Genomic DNA, 16,808 nt, shown 5'->3' with positions numbered 1-16,808 from the left:
AATCAAGTGGCGAATAATTTGGCCGGAGAGTTTTCCCGCGACGAGGGAGGTGCCTCGGTGAGTCTTCGCTTGCCGACGTTGCATCGACCGTTTTCGGTAGGTCCCGCGCCTGTTTGCGGCCGATAGTGTGCCTAGAATATGCGTAGCGACAGAAGTTGCGATTGTGGTGGAGGCCGGTCTGCGTGCGTGCGTTGGCGCTATAATCAGGAACAATTATGACTTTGCTTTTTGTACCCGGTTCCCCCGCTCTTGTGCCTGAACTCTCGCCCACGGATACTGCCGCGGCGACGGTCCGTACCTGCGTGCACAAGGTCCTCGACCAGTGGCAACCAGGTGCCATCGACGTTGTAGGTGCCCGCGACCAGAGTCTGTATACTGCCCACACCGGCTCATTTCGGGCGTGGGGCGTGGATGTCACCGTTGGTTTCGGCAACTACCTTCCGGAACTCATCGCCGCCTACCTGCTGGGACCCGCTTGGTCCGGCAAGGTGGCCGATTCGCGCTCGCGCATCGGCCAGCCGGCTCCGGGGCGGCTCACCGTGGTAGTTCTCGATGGTTCAGCCGGTCTTGATCCCAGGGCTCCTTTATCGCTAGTGGAAACCGCGCCAGCCATCCACCGCGCCTGCGGCGAGCTGTTGGCCGGCAAACTGAGTCATCCATGGGATGAGATCACCCAAGCCGGCGGAGGTGAATTCTCCGCGCGTATGTCGAATCTCGAAGGGCACTTGCGCGAAGGAGGAATCATCGATCCACGCTTGTGGGTGGAGGCTGCATGCCTGCTGTCGCAACACACTGGCAATATCGGGGACGCGGGCGCCGGTGCTGCGTCGGAAAGCACTCTGCGCTGTCGGCTCTTAAATGAGCACATTGCGCACGGGGTGGGAAGGTTTGTTGCCGTGTGGGAACTTCCGCGCTTTGACTCACATCACGTAGCGTAGGCAGCGGTCATTGAGGTCACAACGATAAGAAGTATCGAAAGCTGCGCCGTGGTGAAAGGGGAGTCCTAGGTGTGCATTGCACGGATAGGCAATGTGGAAGAATCACAACTTTCTGCTTGCGGTGCAAGATAGTGACGGAATTGGTTGCGAACAGGTCAGGACGGGCGTGATTTGGCAATCGGTGGTGAATACCCGGCCGAGGCCGGACACCATGCGGTGTCAATGAGCCAGATCAGGAAGTCACAATCCACACGGGCCTTGGTATTGAATGAGCAGGCGCGAGGTTCAAGCAGCCCAGGGGGCGCTTATGGGGTCTGTGACGGCACAATAGCGATGAAGGGATGAGAAACCAATGAAAGGTGGTGGAGCAGGTGATGACAACATGGTCAAGCGCCGACGCTTCTGAAATTTCAGCAAGTCGACCAATCCCAAGCCACCTGCGGCCGATTGCCGTGGTGGGGCCTACGGCTTCCGGGAAATCCGGGCTTGGGGTTGGGCTGGCACACCAATTGGGAGGAGAGATCGTCAACGTCGATTCGATGCAGCTCTACAAAGGCATGGATATTGGCACGGCAAAACTCACCGAGGAGGAACGCGAAGGCATCCCGCATTACCAGTTGGACGTGTGGGAAGTAACCGAGACTGCATCGGTTGCCCGCTATCAACAGGATGCAATCGCCGATGTTGAACAGATCATCGCGCGTGGCAAAAGACCCATACTCGTGGGCGGTTCGATGCTCTATGTTCAAGCGCTCGTTGATGATTGGCAGTTTCCGCCCACCGATCCATCGGTCCGCGCACGGTGGGAGGCAAAGCTCGAAGAAATCGGGGTCGGCGCGCTTCATGACCTTTTGGCCCAGAAAGATCCTGAGGCGGCTCGGATCATTGAGGATCAAGATCCGCGTCGCACCGTGCGAGCTCTGGAAGTAATCGAGCTCACAGGGAAACCATACCAAGCCAGTCAACCGCCGATTGATCAGCCACCTCGCTGGAATACCCTCATCCTTGGCCTCGCAACCACTCCCGAGTGGTTGAATCCGCGGATTGAGACCCGCACGAACAAGATGTTTGACCAGGGATTTGTTGCCGAGGTTGAGCGTTTGCGGGAGGAAGATGGCCTCGTTGCCCATTCGACCGCTGGCCGTGCCATCGGCTACGCGCAGGTTCTCGCGGCTCAAGAGGGACACTTGCCGTGGGATGAGGTCGTCGACCGCACTATTACAGGCACCCGGCGATATGTGCGCAGGCAACGAAGCTGGTTCAAGCGCGATCCCCGAACGGTGTGGCTTAACGCGGGCGGGGATACACTGTCGGCGGCTTTGAAATGTGTGGAGGCTTCTTAGTGTTGCTCAATTCTGCCTCGTCTGCAATGAGGCTTTCATTGGTCGGCTACTTGCCCACGACGTCGAACTCACTAGACTGTGTGGAATGACGAACCAACAGCACAATGCTCATGACGAAAAGCAAGTACGGAGACTTTCTTTTGCCAAAGGGCACGGCACGGAAAATGACTTCGTTATCATTCCCGATGAGAGTGCCGTCATCGCTTTAGATCTCGCGCTTATTGCTGCGCTGTGCGATCGCCATGCAGGCATCGGTGGCGACGGATTGCTGCGTGTTTCAACCGTCGGCGCGTTGGTGGATGCTGGGCTCATCACCGACCCAGACCCAGCGCTTTCGCGTGATGATTGGTTCATGGACTATTACAACGCCGACGGTTCTGTAGCGGAGATGTGCGGCAATGGTACGCGGGTGTTCGCCCACTGGGTGTACTCGCGTGGGCTGGTTGACAGAAACGAGTTCCTGGTAGGTACCCGCGCCGGAGCCAAGAAGGTCAAGGTGACGGATTCTTCTGCAACCCGCGCCACTGTGTCCGTGGAAATGGGAGAGGCGAAGGTCACGGGTGTTTCTTCCTGTTTCATTGGCGAGGCAAAGTTCGCCGGTTTGGGCGTTGATATGGGAAATCCACACCTTGCCTGTGTGGTGCCGGGCTGGGGCGCCAATGACGTGGCTGAGCTAAACCTCGTCGCACCGGTCTTTGACAAAGATTTCTTCCCCGAAGGGGTGAATGTAGAAATTGTCACCGAACTCAGCGACGGCGTGGTCACTATGCGTGTCTACGAACGTGGAGTAGGCGAAACCCGTAGTTGTGGTACCGGCACCGTCGCCGCAGCACGGGCAGCGCTTGCCGACGCCGGACAGGTCGACGGTACGGTGACCGTGCACATCCCCGGGGGCACCGTGGAGGTCACCATCGATGGAGACCAGTCCACGTTGACGGGACCCTCGGTGATTGTGGCCGAAGGCACAGTAACCATCTAGAATCGCTGAATACGCTCGGCGAGTACCTGCCCAAATTCATTGGTGGTGAGGTGTACTGGCTCTGGGTTTTCCGCCACCCCCGCCAGGGCACACAGGAGTCGATGCGCTGTCCTGTTGTACACGTCTTCTGCAGAGCAGTGGATAAACAGGGACTCGTCCAATTCTTCGAAACGATTGCCCAGATCCTCGAGTTCGATGAACTCGGGGGTTGCGGCCTGTGCAGATGAGGTTTCCTTGCAATCCGTCGCCGTGGTATCAGGTGGAGTAGGCGCATTCGCTATCAGGTCATCGGCGCAGCATTCAAAGGGACACCGTGGTGCATGAAGGCCGAAGTCTCCGCTTTCCACGCGAGAGCGGGAGATTCCCAACTCCATGGAGATGGCAAGTTTTGATTTTTGTGCGAGCATTCGGTCAAGTGGCGAGGTATTGATGGAATCCAAGCATTGCCCATCGCCACGGCAGTCCTGCTCGGCTGGAGAGGATTTTTCTTTTTCGTCCCATTCCATAAGTCCATGCTCGGGATCGAGATGGGTGGCGTCTAGGAGTTCTAAACGGGAACTTCGTGATTCAAGGAATACCTGGTAGGCGCGGCATTCGGAGCCCCGAAGCGCGATGGGGTGCCGCAGCTCCTTGACTTGGAGGACGTCTTCGCCGATTCCGGTGACGGTGAGGCATCCTTCAGCGACGATAAGCGCGTGTAGGTAGGCACTGGTGGGAAATCGATGGAGGCCGGTGGCGTGGTCAATGAGTTGGGAAAAGCGCGGGATATGGTCGTTCCAAGTGCATGCGTGGAAGGCCTCGCGCATCTTTTCCTTGGTGGTGATCTTTCGGCGCAGGGCGTGGCATAGGCTGATGAAAGCTGGGGCTAGGCCGTGAATTCGGCAGATATCGAGGATTGTTCGCTCGACTGTCGTCACCGCGACCCCGTCGACGATGGTCTTTTCGTGGTCGCCGACAGGGGTGTGGAGATTCCTCAGAGAATCGGCCAGCCTGAGGGTCGTCAGCGTGCGAATACGAGCGCTGAATCGGTGAATTTCGACGACTTGTGGACAAGGATCATGGATCCACAGCTGGTGCCATATACCTGCAGAATTGCCGACCACCACGGCTGAACTATAGTCCGCAGCGGTGGCCGCTATTCGGAAACGATGCCGGTCCCAGGCTGAACTTTGTTCATAATCCACGCGCCAGGTATAGCCACCTCTGGAAAGCTTGATGAGAGTGCCGTCAGCACAGGCGTCAAGGAACGTCTGAGAGATATTTGCGAGGTGGTGGTGATTGCGGACGTGAATGACGCCATGGTCATTCGAGATCAGAGACGAATACACCTCTTTCGCCTTTCCTTCGTGCATATGAAATAAGGGGAACGCAGCCCGCCCTTTCCGGTTCACTCTTTTTGCTCTATGGAACCGCTGCTGCCAAGGCGCACCCGGCCCATGATGCGGTGGCATATCGGGCGTTCGGCAAAGGTCGCTTTCGAAAAAGGTGCGCCGATGAGCAGGGTGGAAAGGGGGAGTCACACAAGGCAGTCCACCGATTGTGTCGGAGATCACTACCACGTTCCATACTTAATGGAAAGGGGTCCCATGTCAAGGGTTGGAACAATGATGTTTATGAAAATTGACAATGAGAAATCTCAATTTGCGTAAATGTCAAAGGTATGTTTATTGAAATAAAAAAGGGTCCGAGCTAAGAGAAAACCTAGCTCAGACCCCAAAACTATTAGTTGCGCGAAGAATTAATGCCCGCCGCAACCGCCGGATCCACAACCGCAGCCACCGGCACCGCCGCAGCCGGTGGGGGCAATGAGGGAGCCTGCCATGACTCCATCGACCTTCAACACAGAGCCCTTTTCCGGAAGAGCAATGCTGTCAGGTAGGCAGACATCAAAGGCGAAGTCTCCGTCAACAGTGGCGTGGATGTAGCGATCGCCGGTCAGACCGTTGGTGCGATACTCGGCTTCCAGAACGCGTGCGGCAACGTCAATTGCTGCAGTGGGTGCCTTAGAGCCATCGCCGAGGGACTGTGCACCCGCCGAAGTGGCAACACCTAGGGAGTCTGCACCATTGGCTGAGAGGTACTCTTCCTCGCTTGGGAAGTGCTGCACGGAGTTAGCCAAAACCGTCAGGCCAATCTGCTGCCACCGCTGCTCCGGCTCGTCGACCAAGAGCGGTCCCTGGGCGAGGTTGCAGGTAACAGTGGTGATCGGATTGCCGTTGTAATCGACGATCTCGCAAATCGCCACCACATCGTTGAGCATTTGCACGTGGGCGAAAGACTGTGCAACAGAATCAAAGCCTGCGAAGGTGGCAAATGGTTCGACCGCGAGGATGTTAATCTGCGCGCCGGAAGAATCGGCGTACTGGATGAGCTGGCCGCCACGGACTTCGCCGATGACGGAGAGCTTATTGGTCGAAATCGCCGCTTCGACTGCGTCTTGCCACTTGTCGAATTTCATGCCAAGGCTGTGGAGATCGTTACTCATGTGCGTTGATACTACGCGCACATCTTCGAAAAAACCGCATTGAAACCTACCCCAGTAGGGTATTCCTTGATAGTGCAATCGCAAGTGGTGCTTGGTTCACAGTTATGTCCTAGGTTGCTTCCTTGGCCGTGCCCTCAAAAGGAGGTACGCACAGCCAACAGCTCGCGATACAAGCTGGCTTAACAAGTCGGTCTCTCACGTAGAGGTGGCTGCAAGGGGAGGGAAGAATACGCGACAAATATCTCCAAGGTCCAAGCCCTTCAGGCTGCCCACTGTGGTCGTCGGAAAGCAAAAAGGCACATGAAAGCGTGAATCGGGCGATTGGCAAATGACACTGTGGAATCAAATGCGCCCGGAAACGTTGAACTAGAAACGAACGAGTAGTCACCGACACCCAGCCGCACCAGGCTAGCTATTATCAGCACTGTCGCAGCACGGGAGCCAACGAACCATCGCTCCTGTGTCTGGCCGTTGGCCAACCCTGGGATGTCCCAACGCTCGAGGAAACGCCGCCCGAAAATTCATGCAAGAATGAATGAGAAACCGTAACCTCGGCGCCTCGTCGCCGACTAACCCCCGAGGCGTCCAGTGGACGTGATAGTGACACCCATTGGCCGCGAGCGAAGAAAAGAAAGAAAAGATCAAAACACACGTGGATCACACCTTCACCTCAACACATACCGATGATCTCCTCGCCGAAGCATTTAAGGATCACATTGACACCGTTCCTGCTCCAACAGGGACGGACCTTGGCGGGCTAGAATCCGCCAGCGCCCACACCCCAACAACCGGCGAGCTCGACCTGGAGGCGCGATCGAGCCTGCGCAGGCTCACGCGAGGCAGCGAAATCCACGCAACCGACCAGGATGACGGATTCGACGTCGAGTACCGCAAGCTCCGCCTCGAGCGAGTGATCTTGGTAGGGGTGTGGACTCACGGTACTACCGCGGAGATCGAAGCCAACATGCAAGAGCTTGCCGCCCTGGCTGAAACGGCAGGCTCCGAGGTGGTAGAGATGCTTTATCAAAAGCGCGACAAGCCAGATCCGGGAACTTACATCGGCTCCGGCAAGGTCTCTGAACTCAAAGACATCGTCTTGTCCACCGGAGTGGACACCGTGGTCTGCGATGGTGAACTCTCACCCGGCCAGATGATTGCGCTGGAAAAGGCCTTGGACGTCAAGGTGATCGACCGCACCATGCTCATCCTCGATATCTTTGCCCAGCACGCGAAGTCGAAGGAAGGCAAGGCCCAGGTCTCGCTGGCCCAGATGGAATACCTCATCACCCGCGTTCGTGGCTGGGGTGGGGCCTTGTCGCGTCAGGCGGGCGGTCGCGCCGGGTCGAACGGTGGTGTGGGTCTGCGTGGCCCAGGTGAAACCAAGATCGAAGCGGATCGCCGTCGGCTGCGTTCGGACATGGCGAAGTTGCGCCGTGAGATCGCAGGTATGAAGACCGCGCGTGACGTCAAGCGCGCTCAGCGACGGGAATCGACCATCCCCCAGATCGCCATAGCCGGATACACGAACGCTGGCAAGTCCTCTCTCATTAACGCGATGACGGGCGCAGGTGTGCTTGTCGAAGACGCGTTGTTTGCGACGTTGGATCCCACCACGAGGCGCGCCGAGCTTGCCGACGGGCGTGCTGTAGTCTTCACCGACACCGTTGGCTTCGTGCGTCACCTGCCCACGCAGCTGGTCGAGGCCTTCCGCTCGACGCTGGAGGAGGTTGTCGAAGCGGATTTAGTACTGCACGTGGTTGACGGATCGGATCCTTTCCCACTCAAGCAGATTGAGGCCGTGAACGGCGTCATCGGTGACATTGTGCGTGAGCTAGATGTGCCCGCCCCGCCGGAAATCGTGGTTGTCAATAAGATTGATGCCGCCGATCCCTTGGTTTTGGCGGAGCTGCGTCACGTCCTCGATGACGTGGTTTTTGTGTCCGCGCACACCGGTGAAGGTATCCCCGAACTTGAGGCCCGGGTCGAGCTATTCCTCAATACCCTCGATGCGCACGTGAGCCTATTGATTCCGTTTACCCGAGGCGATATTGTCTCCCGCTTGCATCAATACGGCACGGTGCTCAATGAGTCCTACACCGAATCGGGCACGCTTATCGATGTACGCCTGCCGGCTTCACTTGCGGCCGAATTGCAAGAATTTGTCGTCTCGGCGCAAGATTCGGACGAGGCCTAGACCAAAGGGGACGGCAGGATTGGCCGTCCCCTACGTTTGTCGATCGGCCGCGATGGCGAAAAGAGTTGCCATTGCTGCCTCGACGTTGCGCCCGCTCGTTTCGGCGTGGAGACCTGTCGAAAAACGGTCGATCTATAGGCTCTCAATGGGGTCCAGACTTGTTGTAGTTTTCACGTGAATTTCCGAAAACGCCAGCAAAACTGGGCAGAACGTGCTAGATCCTCACCTTCAAGTTGTGCATGATCGTTGTGAGCTGCGATAATGCAGTTTCGTGAGCAATTCAACCTGGGGCTGGACCCTACACGGCGATGGAAAGACCATTTCACCGGGCGCGGTGGTCGCCCCAAGAGAGCGACTGAGCTGGTCGCGCACGATCGGAATCGGCATGCAGCACGTTATCGCCATGTTCGGCGCGACCTTGCTGGTTCCAACGATCACGGGCTTCCCGGTCAACACGACCTTGCTGTTTTCCGGCCTAGGCACCATGATCTTCCTGCTGCTTACCCGCAACCGTTTGCCCTCCTATTTGGGTAGCTCATTCGGCTTCATCGCCCCGCTCATGGCTTCCCAAGGCGAAGGCATTGGGGTGCAGTTGGGTGGCGTCTTTGCTGCCGGTCTCACGCTCATTGCCGTCGGCTTCGTAGTCAAGGCCGCAGGCAAGAGGGTTCTCGACATGGTGATGCCTCCGGCCGTCACCGGTGCGATCGTGGCGTTGATTGGCCTCAACCTGGCTCCCAGTGCGGTTACTAACTTTCAATCACAGCCGCTCGTCGCTGCCGTCACCCTATTCTCAATATTGGTATTTACTGTGGCCGGTCGTGGCATGCTCGCCCGCTTGGGAATTCTCATTGGTGTCATCATCGGCTGGGTTTTCGCTGCCGTCACCGGCAACCTTAGCGAGGGTGCAGCCGAGACCATTGCTCAGGCAAAGTGGATTGGGTTACCGCAGTTCCACACTCCCGAATTCACGGCCTCAGCAATTCTTGTCACCCTGCCCGTTGTGATTGTGCTCATTGCGGAAAACGTCGGCCACGTGAAGGCGGTCAGCGAAATGACGGGGGAGGATCTTGATGACCTCGCGGGTACCGCACTTATCGCCGACGGCATCGGTACCACCTTGGCTGGTGGCTTTGGCGGCTCCGGCACCACCACGTACGCCGAAAACATTGGTGTGATGGCGGCAACCCGCGTGTATTCCACCGCCGCCTATTGGGTTGCCGCGGCCACCGCCGTCTTGTTGGCCTTCATCCCTAAGTTTGGTGCCCTGATTTTCACCATCCCCACTGGCGTCCTCGGTGGGGCGGCATTGGTGCTCTACGGTCTCATCGGCATGTTGGGTGTACGCATCTGGCAGGACAACAAGGTCAATTTCAATAACCCCGTCAATCTCACCGCCGCCGCGGTGGCGTTGGTGGCTGGCATCGGCAACCTCACTTTGAGCATTGGCTCGGTTGAGCTTGAGGGCATTGCCTGGGGTTCTGTTGGGATCATCGTTTTCTACCCCGTTCTGAAGTGGCTGTATGTCACTGTGGGCGAGGGGAAGAACGTCAAATTCTAATTATTGCTTCTTTTAGGGGCGGGGATCGCGGGGTGGCGAAGGCGGAATTCGAGATTGACCCCTCCGGAGCCATCGGTGACCAAAGAGCTATAAAGCAGTAAAGCCACTACCAATCTGGGTGGCTTTACCGCTTTTATTGGGCTTGGGGCGAATGCCTTCCGGATAAGGATCGATTCCTGCAGCACTTCGCGGGAACCAAGCCCGGATAGGCAGGGGAGAAAAGCTTGCCGCCATGAAGGATGTGAAGTCGGATAGCAATCGGCTCCTCAAACGCCAACAAGCGCCTGGAAAACCGGGCGCTTGGATGCATGAAGGTTCTAGTCGAATTACTCGGCGTCGAGATCCTTTTCGATCAAAGCTGCGATTGCCTCAACAGCCTCAGCGTTGTCGGAGGTAACGGTCACCTTGTCGCCGTGCTCAGCACCCAGTGCCATGATCATCAGCGAAGAAGCAGCATCGGTTTCATCGTCCTCTTCACCTTCAAGGGCGAGGAAGATGTCCTCATCGTAATTACCAGCGGCCTCAGCGATGATGGAAGCAGGGCGTGCGTGCAGGCCGACTGCGGAGCCGACGACGACGGTCTTGGATGCCATGGAATGGTCCTTTCCTTTGGTCCGAGCATTATCCACAAGGGATGGAAGACGCTCAGCGAAAATAACGGTCTATTGATCGGGCACTTTGTGCTAACAACCTATGCCCGATTGTAGGCAAGAATTGCTCACCGTGCCACAAAAAATGAGGGAAATTCTGTGGGAATATGTGTGATTTATAGCGCTTGTTTTTGGTTTTGATTTGGGTTGTGCAGCAACGCGGCGTATAGTCGTCAAACTTGGCGGCCTGTGAGTCTTCGTTTTTCCATGTCAGTGAGCTTTTTCTTATATCCCATTGACTCCGAAGTCACATTCTCGCATTGAAGTGGTGGTCGTCGGAAAACAAAAATCCCACACCCATGAAGACCGTATCAGGCTGTAGACAGGGAAGCTGGAGGCCAAAGGGAGGTGCCATTGGGGCGCAAGGAGGTACGGCTTAGGGTGCAAAGGCAAAAGGGGGCACCCCGAGGACGCCCTGCCCGAGTGAAACGTGAAATTGCCCAAGCGTCGCAATGCCGCATCATGAAAGGAACCGTTTCGACATACTGGCCTCTGGCGTGACAATGGAAAAGGGGCATGCGGTTTCCCACATGCCCCACGTTGCGTCAGCCCGTTTAGGGATCATGATCGCTTGCAATAACCACGTGTAAGTTACTGCGCGTCAAGTAACCGGGTCGGCGCTCAAGAGTGCTTAGGCAGCAACCTTGTGATATTCGGCCTTTGCGGCCTCCTTCTGGATGGCCTCATTCGGCCAGAACTGCTTGAGGAGGATGACTGTGATCGTGGACACTGCGATGCCTGCCAGCAGCGCGACGATCCAGCCCCACAGCGGGTCGATGGCGAAGAAGACGAAAATACCACCGTGTGGTGCGCGCGCGCCAACATTCAGAGCCATAGACAGTGCGCCGGTGGTGGCACCGCCAAGCATCATGGCCGGGATCACACGGAAAGGGTCAGCGGCGGCGAAAGGAATAGCACCTTCGGAGACGAAGGACAGACCCAGCAACCATGCGGACTTGCCATTTTCCTGCTCAGCAGGGGTGAAGAGGTTCTTGCGCAGGAAAGTAGCGATAGACATTGCGATCGGGGGAACCATGCCGGCTGCCATGATAGCGGCCATGATTTCCATGGAAGCCTGGTCGCCGGTGGACAGGCCGGCGGTACCGAACAGGTAGGCTGCCTTGTTCACTGGTCCACCGAGGTCGAAGCACATCATGAGTCCCAAGATGATGCCCAGCACGACAGCGGAGGAGCCGGACATACCGGATAGCCAATCCTGCAGGCCGGTCATGATGGACTCGAGCGGGCGTCCGAGCAGGAAGAACATCAGCAGGCCGACGATAAGCGAAGTCAGCAGTGGGATGATCACAACCGGCATGAGAGAGGCAACCATGCGGTTGACCTTCCACGAGCCGATCCACTTGGCGATGAAGCCTGCCAGCAGGCCGGTGATCAAGCCACCGATGAAGCCGGCGCCCAGGGTGACGGAGATGGCGCCGCCGACGAAGCCAGGGGTAATACCGGGACGGCCAGCCATAGCGTAGGCGATGTATCCGGACAGCGCCGCGACGATGAATCCCATGGCCGCCTGACCGGTAGCGAATAGCACGGCACCAAAGTAGAGCATGAATCCGGATCGTTCGAAGGTCATCTCAACACCGTCGACCATCACGGTATTCCCCGGAAGATCGGTGAGGCTATAGCCGGTGGCGATTGCCGACCAGCCGTTTGCCATGTCGTAGCCACCGAACAAGAATCCCAGCGCCAGCAGCAGACCGCCGGCCGCGACGAAAGGCACCATGTAGGACACACCGGTCATGATCGCCTGCTGGATTCGCTTGCCGACGCCAAGGCCCTCACCCTCGGACTCAGCGGAATCGGAAGACTGCGCAGCAGCACCACTGACGCGACGGGCGTTCGGATTCTTGGCCGCAGCGATTGCCTCGTCAATCATCTTGACTGGCTCATTGATGGCGCGCTTGACGCCGGATTCAATGACCGGCTTGCCAGCAAAACGCTCACGGTCGCGCACTCCGACATCGGTGGCAAAGATCACCGCATCAGCGGCAGCGATTACCGCCGGATCGAGCGGGGTAACGCTGGACGAACCCTGAGTCTCGACGACGAGCTCAACATCGTCACGCTTCTCGGCGGTCTGAGTCAAGGAATCAGCTGCCATGTAGGTGTGAGCAATGCCGGTCGGGCAGGCGGTGATGGCCACGATGCGGGTGACGTTACTCTTTGGAGTGGTCTCGGAAGCGGCGCTGGCGGCGGGAGCCGCGGCCTTCTTCTTGGGCTCTGCGTTGACCACGTCGGTGACCAGTTTGACGATTTCATCTTCCGAAGTAGCAGCACGAAGTGCGTTGGTGAAGTCCTCACGAACCAGTGCACGAGCAAGCTTGGAGAGGATCTTGAGGTGTTCCTTGCCGCCACCAGCAGGGGCCGCGATGAGGAAGACAATGTTGGCGTCGCCGTCCGGACCACCGAAATCAACGGGGCGGGACAGACGAGCAAACGCCAAAGTAGGAACCGTTACAGCCTCGGAACGGCAGTGCGGAATGGCGATGCCGCCCGGGACACCGGTGTGCGACTTAGCCTCACGAGCCAAGGCATCGGCTGCCAAGGTCTGCGCTGGCGTGGCACGGCCGGCATCTGCGACGACCTGGGCCAGGTTGGTGATGACCTCAGTGGTGTCGGCGCCGAGGTCGGCGTCGAGGCGCACCAATGAGGTGTTAATAAGAGATTCGGACATGGGTTACCTGAATCCTTCGATTGTAGGTGGCCAAAAGCATCCACTACCAGCTTGTGGCCTAAGGGAAAGATGAAATTATGAAGTTATGAAGTCTCTAGTTCACTTCGACGACGTTGGTCTGTGCCACGTTGATTTGTGCCGGTGAGGGGATGGTGGTGCCAGGCAGGGAAGCTGCAGCCGAACCGTATGCCACGGCCTGCCGCAAGCTGTCGGCCACGGACTGACCCAATTCCTGTGCCATGATGAATCCCGCGAGGCTGGAATCACCAGCGCCGACGGTGGAGACAGCCTTGGTTGGAGGAGGTGTCGCCTTGAATGCCTGATCGGCTGTCACCAGTACGGCGCCGGCTGCACCGAGAGTGACAAGGATTTGCTCGACTCCCATCGTGATGACTTTGCGCGCTACCTCGATTACGGGGCCGAAGTTGCCCTGTTCAGCTTCGTCTTCGAGGGCTTGGCCGTCGACACCGGCAAGCTGCCCAAGCTCGAGACCGTTGGGCTTGATAAGGCTCGGCGCCGCCTGGGAGAAATGTGCTCCCAGCTCGATCAGCGGAGCGTCAGAGGTATCTACTGCGATCCGCAGTTGCGGGTAGACAGAGCGCAGCTTAGCAACCAAATGGGCATACCAATCGGTGGGTGCTCCCGGCGGGAGCGAGCCCGCCAAGACTGCCCAGGAAGCATCGGCAGCCTTTTCGACGACCACATCCTCGATGCGTGCCAGTGCGTCTTCATCCAAGAAGGCGCCCTGACCGTTGAGCTTGGTGGTGGTTCCATCAGGCTCGGTGATGGCTGTGTTCACACGGACTGCTCCGTCCACCTCGACGGACTCAAAAGGGATTCCCAGTGCGCCGACGAGATCGAGGTATCGGTCAGCCTTTCCAGTGGGGAAGACAGCGATGGAGTCCATGCCTGCCAAAACGACAGCCTGGGAAACGTTGACGCCCTTGCCGCCAGCGACTGACTCAGAACCTGTCAGCCTTTGTACCTGACCACGCTCGAGTGCGTGGTCGAGGCTTAAGGTCGCGTCGACGCTGGGGTTGGGGGTGAGAGTAAGAATCACGGGATCACCAGTTTTGTGTGAGTTGAGTGGAGGTCACTTTCCAGAGAATCCGGTGCATTGCGATCGCTGATGACTACCTCGACCTCGTCCGGAGTGGCGAAGGTCATAGTAGAATCCTTGGCGATCTTTGCGGAGTCGCAGAGAATGACTGAATAGTTGGCCTGCGCGATCATGAGTTTTTTGATCTCAGCCTCGCGGTAGTCAGAGGTGGTAAAACCCCTATTCATGCTGAAACCACTGGTTCCTACGAATGCGATGTCTGCGCGCAGAACACGCAGCTCTTGCTGGGCCCGCGGGCCCACAACAGCCTGAGTGCGCGGCTTGACGGTACCGCCAATCATGCTGACGTTGGGCACACCCGCTGAAGCGAGAGATTTCGCGATATTAGGAGAGGTGGTAACCACAGACCAGTTCTGGCCCAAGTAATTTCGTGCCAAAACGTTGGCGAATGCCTCGGTGGTCGAACCTGCGTCGATCAGCATTGAGGCGTTTGGTCCAGGAATGAGGCTGAGGGCTTTCTGGCCAATGGACTGCTTCCGCCGTTGCGACTGATGAACTGGGAGCTCATCGTCGTCATCGACCGCAAGTAAATCGGCGGGATTGTGAGCAGGGCGCAAGACCGCGCCGCCGTGCACCCTTCGCAAGAGTCCCTGGTTTTCCAATACCTTGAGGTCACGGCGGATTGTCTCCGGTGTGACCTCAAATTGGGAAGCGAGTTCCGAAACCGTGCAACGACCCGTTTCCCTGGTGAGGGCAACAATGGTTGATTGCCGATGCTGGACTTCAGCTACTGTGGCCATCCTCACCTCCTGTGGGTTATTGGGCGTTTATTGGAAATTGTCTTCGTGTGTTCGGACACACTAGAGTCGGCGTGACCGATTTCTGTTGGTTTTGAGGTTCCAGACATGGAAAATGTTGGTTCCACTCCTTAATTTATGCCCATTTCTTTTTGAATGTCAACATTTTGTTTTTTGATTTGTTGCGAGAATGTGGATTTTGTGGTGATGTAGAGGGAGGAAATCAAATCTCTGTGAAGATTGGGGAAATACCTTGGAAAACGTGACCAAGGACACTGTCATCAAGGGTACGGCCGTTGTCCCAGGCGTGCGCTACGCAAAGGCTGTCTGGATCAGCCCACGTCCAGAACTGCCACAGGCTGGCGAAGTCGTTGATGAGTCTCTGCGCGAGGCTGAGCTCGAGCGCTTTGCTGCTGCAGCTGATGCCGTCGCCGCTCGCCTGCTCGAGCGATCTGGCAAGGCAAAGGGCGCTGCTGCCGAGGTTCTCAAGGCCACCGCTGGCATGGTCAATGACCGTGGCTGGCGCAAGGCAGTCAAAAAGGGTGTCACGGGTGGACACCCGGCCGAGTACGCAGTTGTTGCGGCTACCACCAAGTTTGTCACCATGTTTGAAGCCGCCGGTGGCGTTATGGCAGAACGCACCACGGACCTTCGTGACATCCGTGACCGCGTGATCGCCGAGTTGCGCGGTGAGCCTGAGCCGGGCCTGCCAGACGTCGATGGCCCAGTAGTCTTGTTTGCTGACGATCTTTCGCCGGCTGATACTGCGGCTCTCAACACGGACCTGTTTGTGGGACTTGTCACTGAACTGGGCGGACCTACCAGCCACACCGCGATCATCGCGCGTCAGCTCAATGTGCCTTGCATCGTTGCAGTAGGTGAAAAGGTGAAGAACATCGTCGCTGGCGAGCCCGTGCTCGTTGACGGAGCTCTCGGCACGGTGACCGTCGGCGCCGATGCCGAGGTTGCCATCCAGGCCGAGCAGGAGTCCAAGCTGTTGGCCGAGCGTATCGCCCAGTGGCGCGGCCCCGCGCAGACCAAGGACGGTCACCGCGTTCAGCTGCTGGCCAATGTCCAGGACGGCAAGGCAGCGCGCATTGCAGCCACTCAGTCGCAGGCCGAGGGTATCGGCTTGTTCCGTACCGAGATGTGCTTCCTCACTGCGACTGAGGAGCCTTCCGTGGAGGATCAGGCTGCCGTCTACAAGAAGGTGCTCGAGCAGTTCCCAACTTCCAAGGTTGTCGTGCGCTCCTTGGACGCCGGATCGGACAAGCCCGTTGCGTTCGCTTCCATGGCTGACGAAATGAACCCGGCACTTGGTGTTCGAGGTTTGCGTGTGGCCCGTGCGAACGAGGATCTGCTTACGCGACAGCTCGATGCCATCGCTCTTGCTGCCAAGGAATTGGGCCGCGGTGAGGATGCTCCGACGTGGGTCATGGCACCGATGGTTGCTACCGCCCGTGAGGCAAAGTGGTTTGCTGGTCTGTGTGCCGAGCGCAACCTTACCGCCGGCGCGATGATCGAGGTTCCGGCCGCTTCGCTTATGGCAGATAAGCTCATGCCATATCTGGACTTCGTGTCGATCGGCACCAACGACCTGACGCAGTACACGATGGCTGCCGACCGCATGTCCCCGCAGTTGGCTTACCTAACCGACCCCTGGCAGCCGGCTGTCCTGCGCCTGATCGATCACACCTGTAAGGAAGGCAAGCGCTTCAATACCGCCGTCGGTGTGTGTGGCGAGGCCGCAGCTGATCCGCTGTTGGCGTGTGTCCTGACCGGTCTTGGCGTCAACTCCTTGTCCGCTGCCTCCACCGCGATTGCAGGCGTCGGAGCTCAGCTGGCCGCAGTGGATCTGGAAACCTGCCAGAAGGCCGCTGCAGCAGCCCTTGATGCCGAAGGGGCAACGGAGGCTCGCGCCGCCGTTCGTGCCATCATTCAGCCAAGCTAAGAGCCTGACAAGCTAAAAAGAGCCGGCCGGGACCTTTCCTATAAAGGAGGTCCCGGCCGGCTGTGCTTCTGTCACGGTTCGGTGCATCCTGCTATGCAAGGTTTCGGCGGCGTCTCAATCTGCTCGTGAAGAAGGCATAATGTGGTGCACATTCCTCAAGG

At 57.8% G+C, this 16,808-nt stretch carries 12 protein-coding genes; 6 read left to right on the top strand and 6 right to left on the bottom strand.

From position 1 onward, the window contains the following. The first annotated feature begins 215 nt into the window (after positions 1-215). The 3 genes from PAB09_RS08040 to dapF all read left to right on the top strand — a co-directional run bounded on the left by PAB09_RS08040 (position 216) and on the right by dapF (position 3,260). Entirely contained in the window at positions 216-938 is a 723-nt protein-coding gene (locus tag PAB09_RS08040) for a hypothetical protein (protein WP_271033171.1), read from the top strand. Positions 939-1,375: 437 nt separating this feature from the next. After that, positions 1,376-2,281, top strand: coding sequence for a tRNA (adenosine(37)-N6)-dimethylallyltransferase MiaA (gene miaA, locus PAB09_RS08035; RefSeq protein ID WP_271035339.1), 906 nt, complete (start codon positions 1,376-1,378; stop codon positions 2,279-2,281). Between the two features lie 85 nt (positions 2,282-2,366). Beyond that, positions 2,367-3,260, top strand: a complete 894-nt coding sequence (dapF, locus tag PAB09_RS08030; RefSeq protein WP_271033170.1) for a diaminopimelate epimerase — start codon at positions 2,367-2,369, stop codon at positions 3,258-3,260. Here the strand turns inward: dapF and PAB09_RS08025 are convergent. Together PAB09_RS08025 and PAB09_RS08020 are read right to left on the bottom strand one after the other, a co-directional pair. Then, positions 3,257-4,612, bottom strand: coding sequence for a hypothetical protein (locus tag PAB09_RS08025; RefSeq protein WP_271033169.1), 1,356 nt, complete (start codon positions 4,610-4,612; stop codon positions 3,257-3,259). The genes dapF and PAB09_RS08025 overlap by 4 nt on opposite strands. A 386-nt stretch (positions 4,613-4,998) precedes the next feature. Next, positions 4,999-5,745, bottom strand: a complete 747-nt coding sequence (locus PAB09_RS08020; RefSeq protein ID WP_271033168.1) for a hypothetical protein — start codon at positions 5,743-5,745, stop codon at positions 4,999-5,001. A 715-nt stretch (positions 5,746-6,460) separates the two neighbouring features. Here PAB09_RS08020 and hflX point away from each other — a divergent pair. Together hflX and PAB09_RS08010 are read left to right on the top strand one after the other, a co-directional pair. Continuing rightward, on the top strand, positions 6,461-7,939 hold the full coding sequence (gene hflX / locus PAB09_RS08015) for a GTPase HflX (protein ID WP_271035338.1): 1,479 nt from the start codon (positions 6,461-6,463) through the stop codon (positions 7,937-7,939). A gap of 271 nt (positions 7,940-8,210) precedes the next feature. Beyond that, positions 8,211-9,497, top strand: coding sequence for a uracil-xanthine permease family protein (locus tag PAB09_RS08010; RefSeq protein ID WP_271033167.1), 1,287 nt, complete (start codon positions 8,211-8,213; stop codon positions 9,495-9,497). A 326-nt stretch (positions 9,498-9,823) separates the two neighbouring features. Here the strand turns inward: PAB09_RS08010 and PAB09_RS08005 are convergent, their stop codons facing one another. The 4 genes from PAB09_RS08005 to PAB09_RS07990 all read right to left on the bottom strand — a co-directional run bounded on the left by PAB09_RS08005 (position 9,824) and on the right by PAB09_RS07990 (position 14,699). Then, positions 9,824-10,090 carry an HPr family phosphocarrier protein gene (locus PAB09_RS08005; protein WP_271033166.1) on the bottom strand — a complete coding sequence of 89 codons (267 nt, stop codon included), beginning with the start codon at positions 10,088-10,090 and terminating at the stop codon, positions 9,824-9,826. Between the two features lie 688 nt (positions 10,091-10,778). Beyond that, positions 10,779-12,839 carry a PTS fructose transporter subunit IIABC gene (locus PAB09_RS08000; protein ID WP_271033165.1) on the bottom strand — a complete coding sequence of 687 codons (2,061 nt, stop codon included), beginning with the start codon at positions 12,837-12,839 and terminating at the stop codon, positions 10,779-10,781. A 94-nt stretch (positions 12,840-12,933) separates the two neighbouring features. After that, positions 12,934-13,899: a 1-phosphofructokinase family hexose kinase gene (locus tag PAB09_RS07995; protein WP_271033164.1), complete on the bottom strand. Its 966-nt coding sequence runs from the start codon at positions 13,897-13,899 to the stop codon at positions 12,934-12,936. Beyond that, positions 13,896-14,699: a DeoR/GlpR family DNA-binding transcription regulator gene (locus PAB09_RS07990; RefSeq protein WP_271033163.1), complete on the bottom strand. Its 804-nt coding sequence runs from the start codon at positions 14,697-14,699 to the stop codon at positions 13,896-13,898. Before PAB09_RS07990 ends, PAB09_RS07995 begins: the two co-directional genes overlap by 4 nt. A gap of 250 nt (positions 14,700-14,949) precedes the next feature. Here PAB09_RS07990 and ptsP point away from each other — a divergent pair, with 250 nt between their 5' ends. After that, the gene (ptsP, locus tag PAB09_RS07985) at positions 14,950-16,647 is read left to right on the top strand and encodes a phosphoenolpyruvate--protein phosphotransferase (RefSeq protein ID WP_271033162.1); all 1,698 of its coding nucleotides are present in this window, start codon (positions 14,950-14,952) and stop codon (positions 16,645-16,647) included. Positions 16,648-16,808: the final 161 nt, after the last annotated feature.

Origin of the sequence: Corynebacterium sp. SCR221107 (assembly GCF_027886475.1) — a bacterium.
GTDB lineage: Bacteria > Actinomycetota > Actinomycetes > Mycobacteriales > Mycobacteriaceae > Corynebacterium.
This window is presented reverse-complemented; position numbering and strand designations above follow the sequence as displayed.

Coding starts and splice junctions, on each gene's coding strand:
- PAB09_RS08020 (WP_271033168.1), bottom strand. CDS start 5,745: ATGAGTAACGATCTCCACAGCCTTGGCATGAAATTCGACAAGTGGCAA.
- PAB09_RS08040 (WP_271033171.1), top strand. CDS start 216: ATGACTTTGCTTTTTGTACCCGGTTCCCCCGCTCTTGTGCCTGAACTC.
- dapF (WP_271033170.1), top strand. CDS start 2,367: ATGACGAACCAACAGCACAATGCTCATGACGAAAAGCAAGTACGGAGA.
- PAB09_RS08000 (WP_271033165.1), bottom strand. CDS start 12,839: ATGTCCGAATCTCTTATTAACACCTCATTGGTGCGCCTCGACGCCGAC.
- PAB09_RS07990 (WP_271033163.1), bottom strand. CDS start 14,699: ATGGCCACAGTAGCTGAAGTCCAGCATCGGCAATCAACCATTGTTGCC.
- PAB09_RS08025 (WP_271033169.1), bottom strand. CDS start 4,612: ATGCACGAAGGAAAGGCGAAAGAGGTGTATTCGTCTCTGATCTCGAAT.
- PAB09_RS08005 (WP_271033166.1), bottom strand. CDS start 10,090: ATGGCATCCAAGACCGTCGTCGTCGGCTCCGCAGTCGGCCTGCACGCA.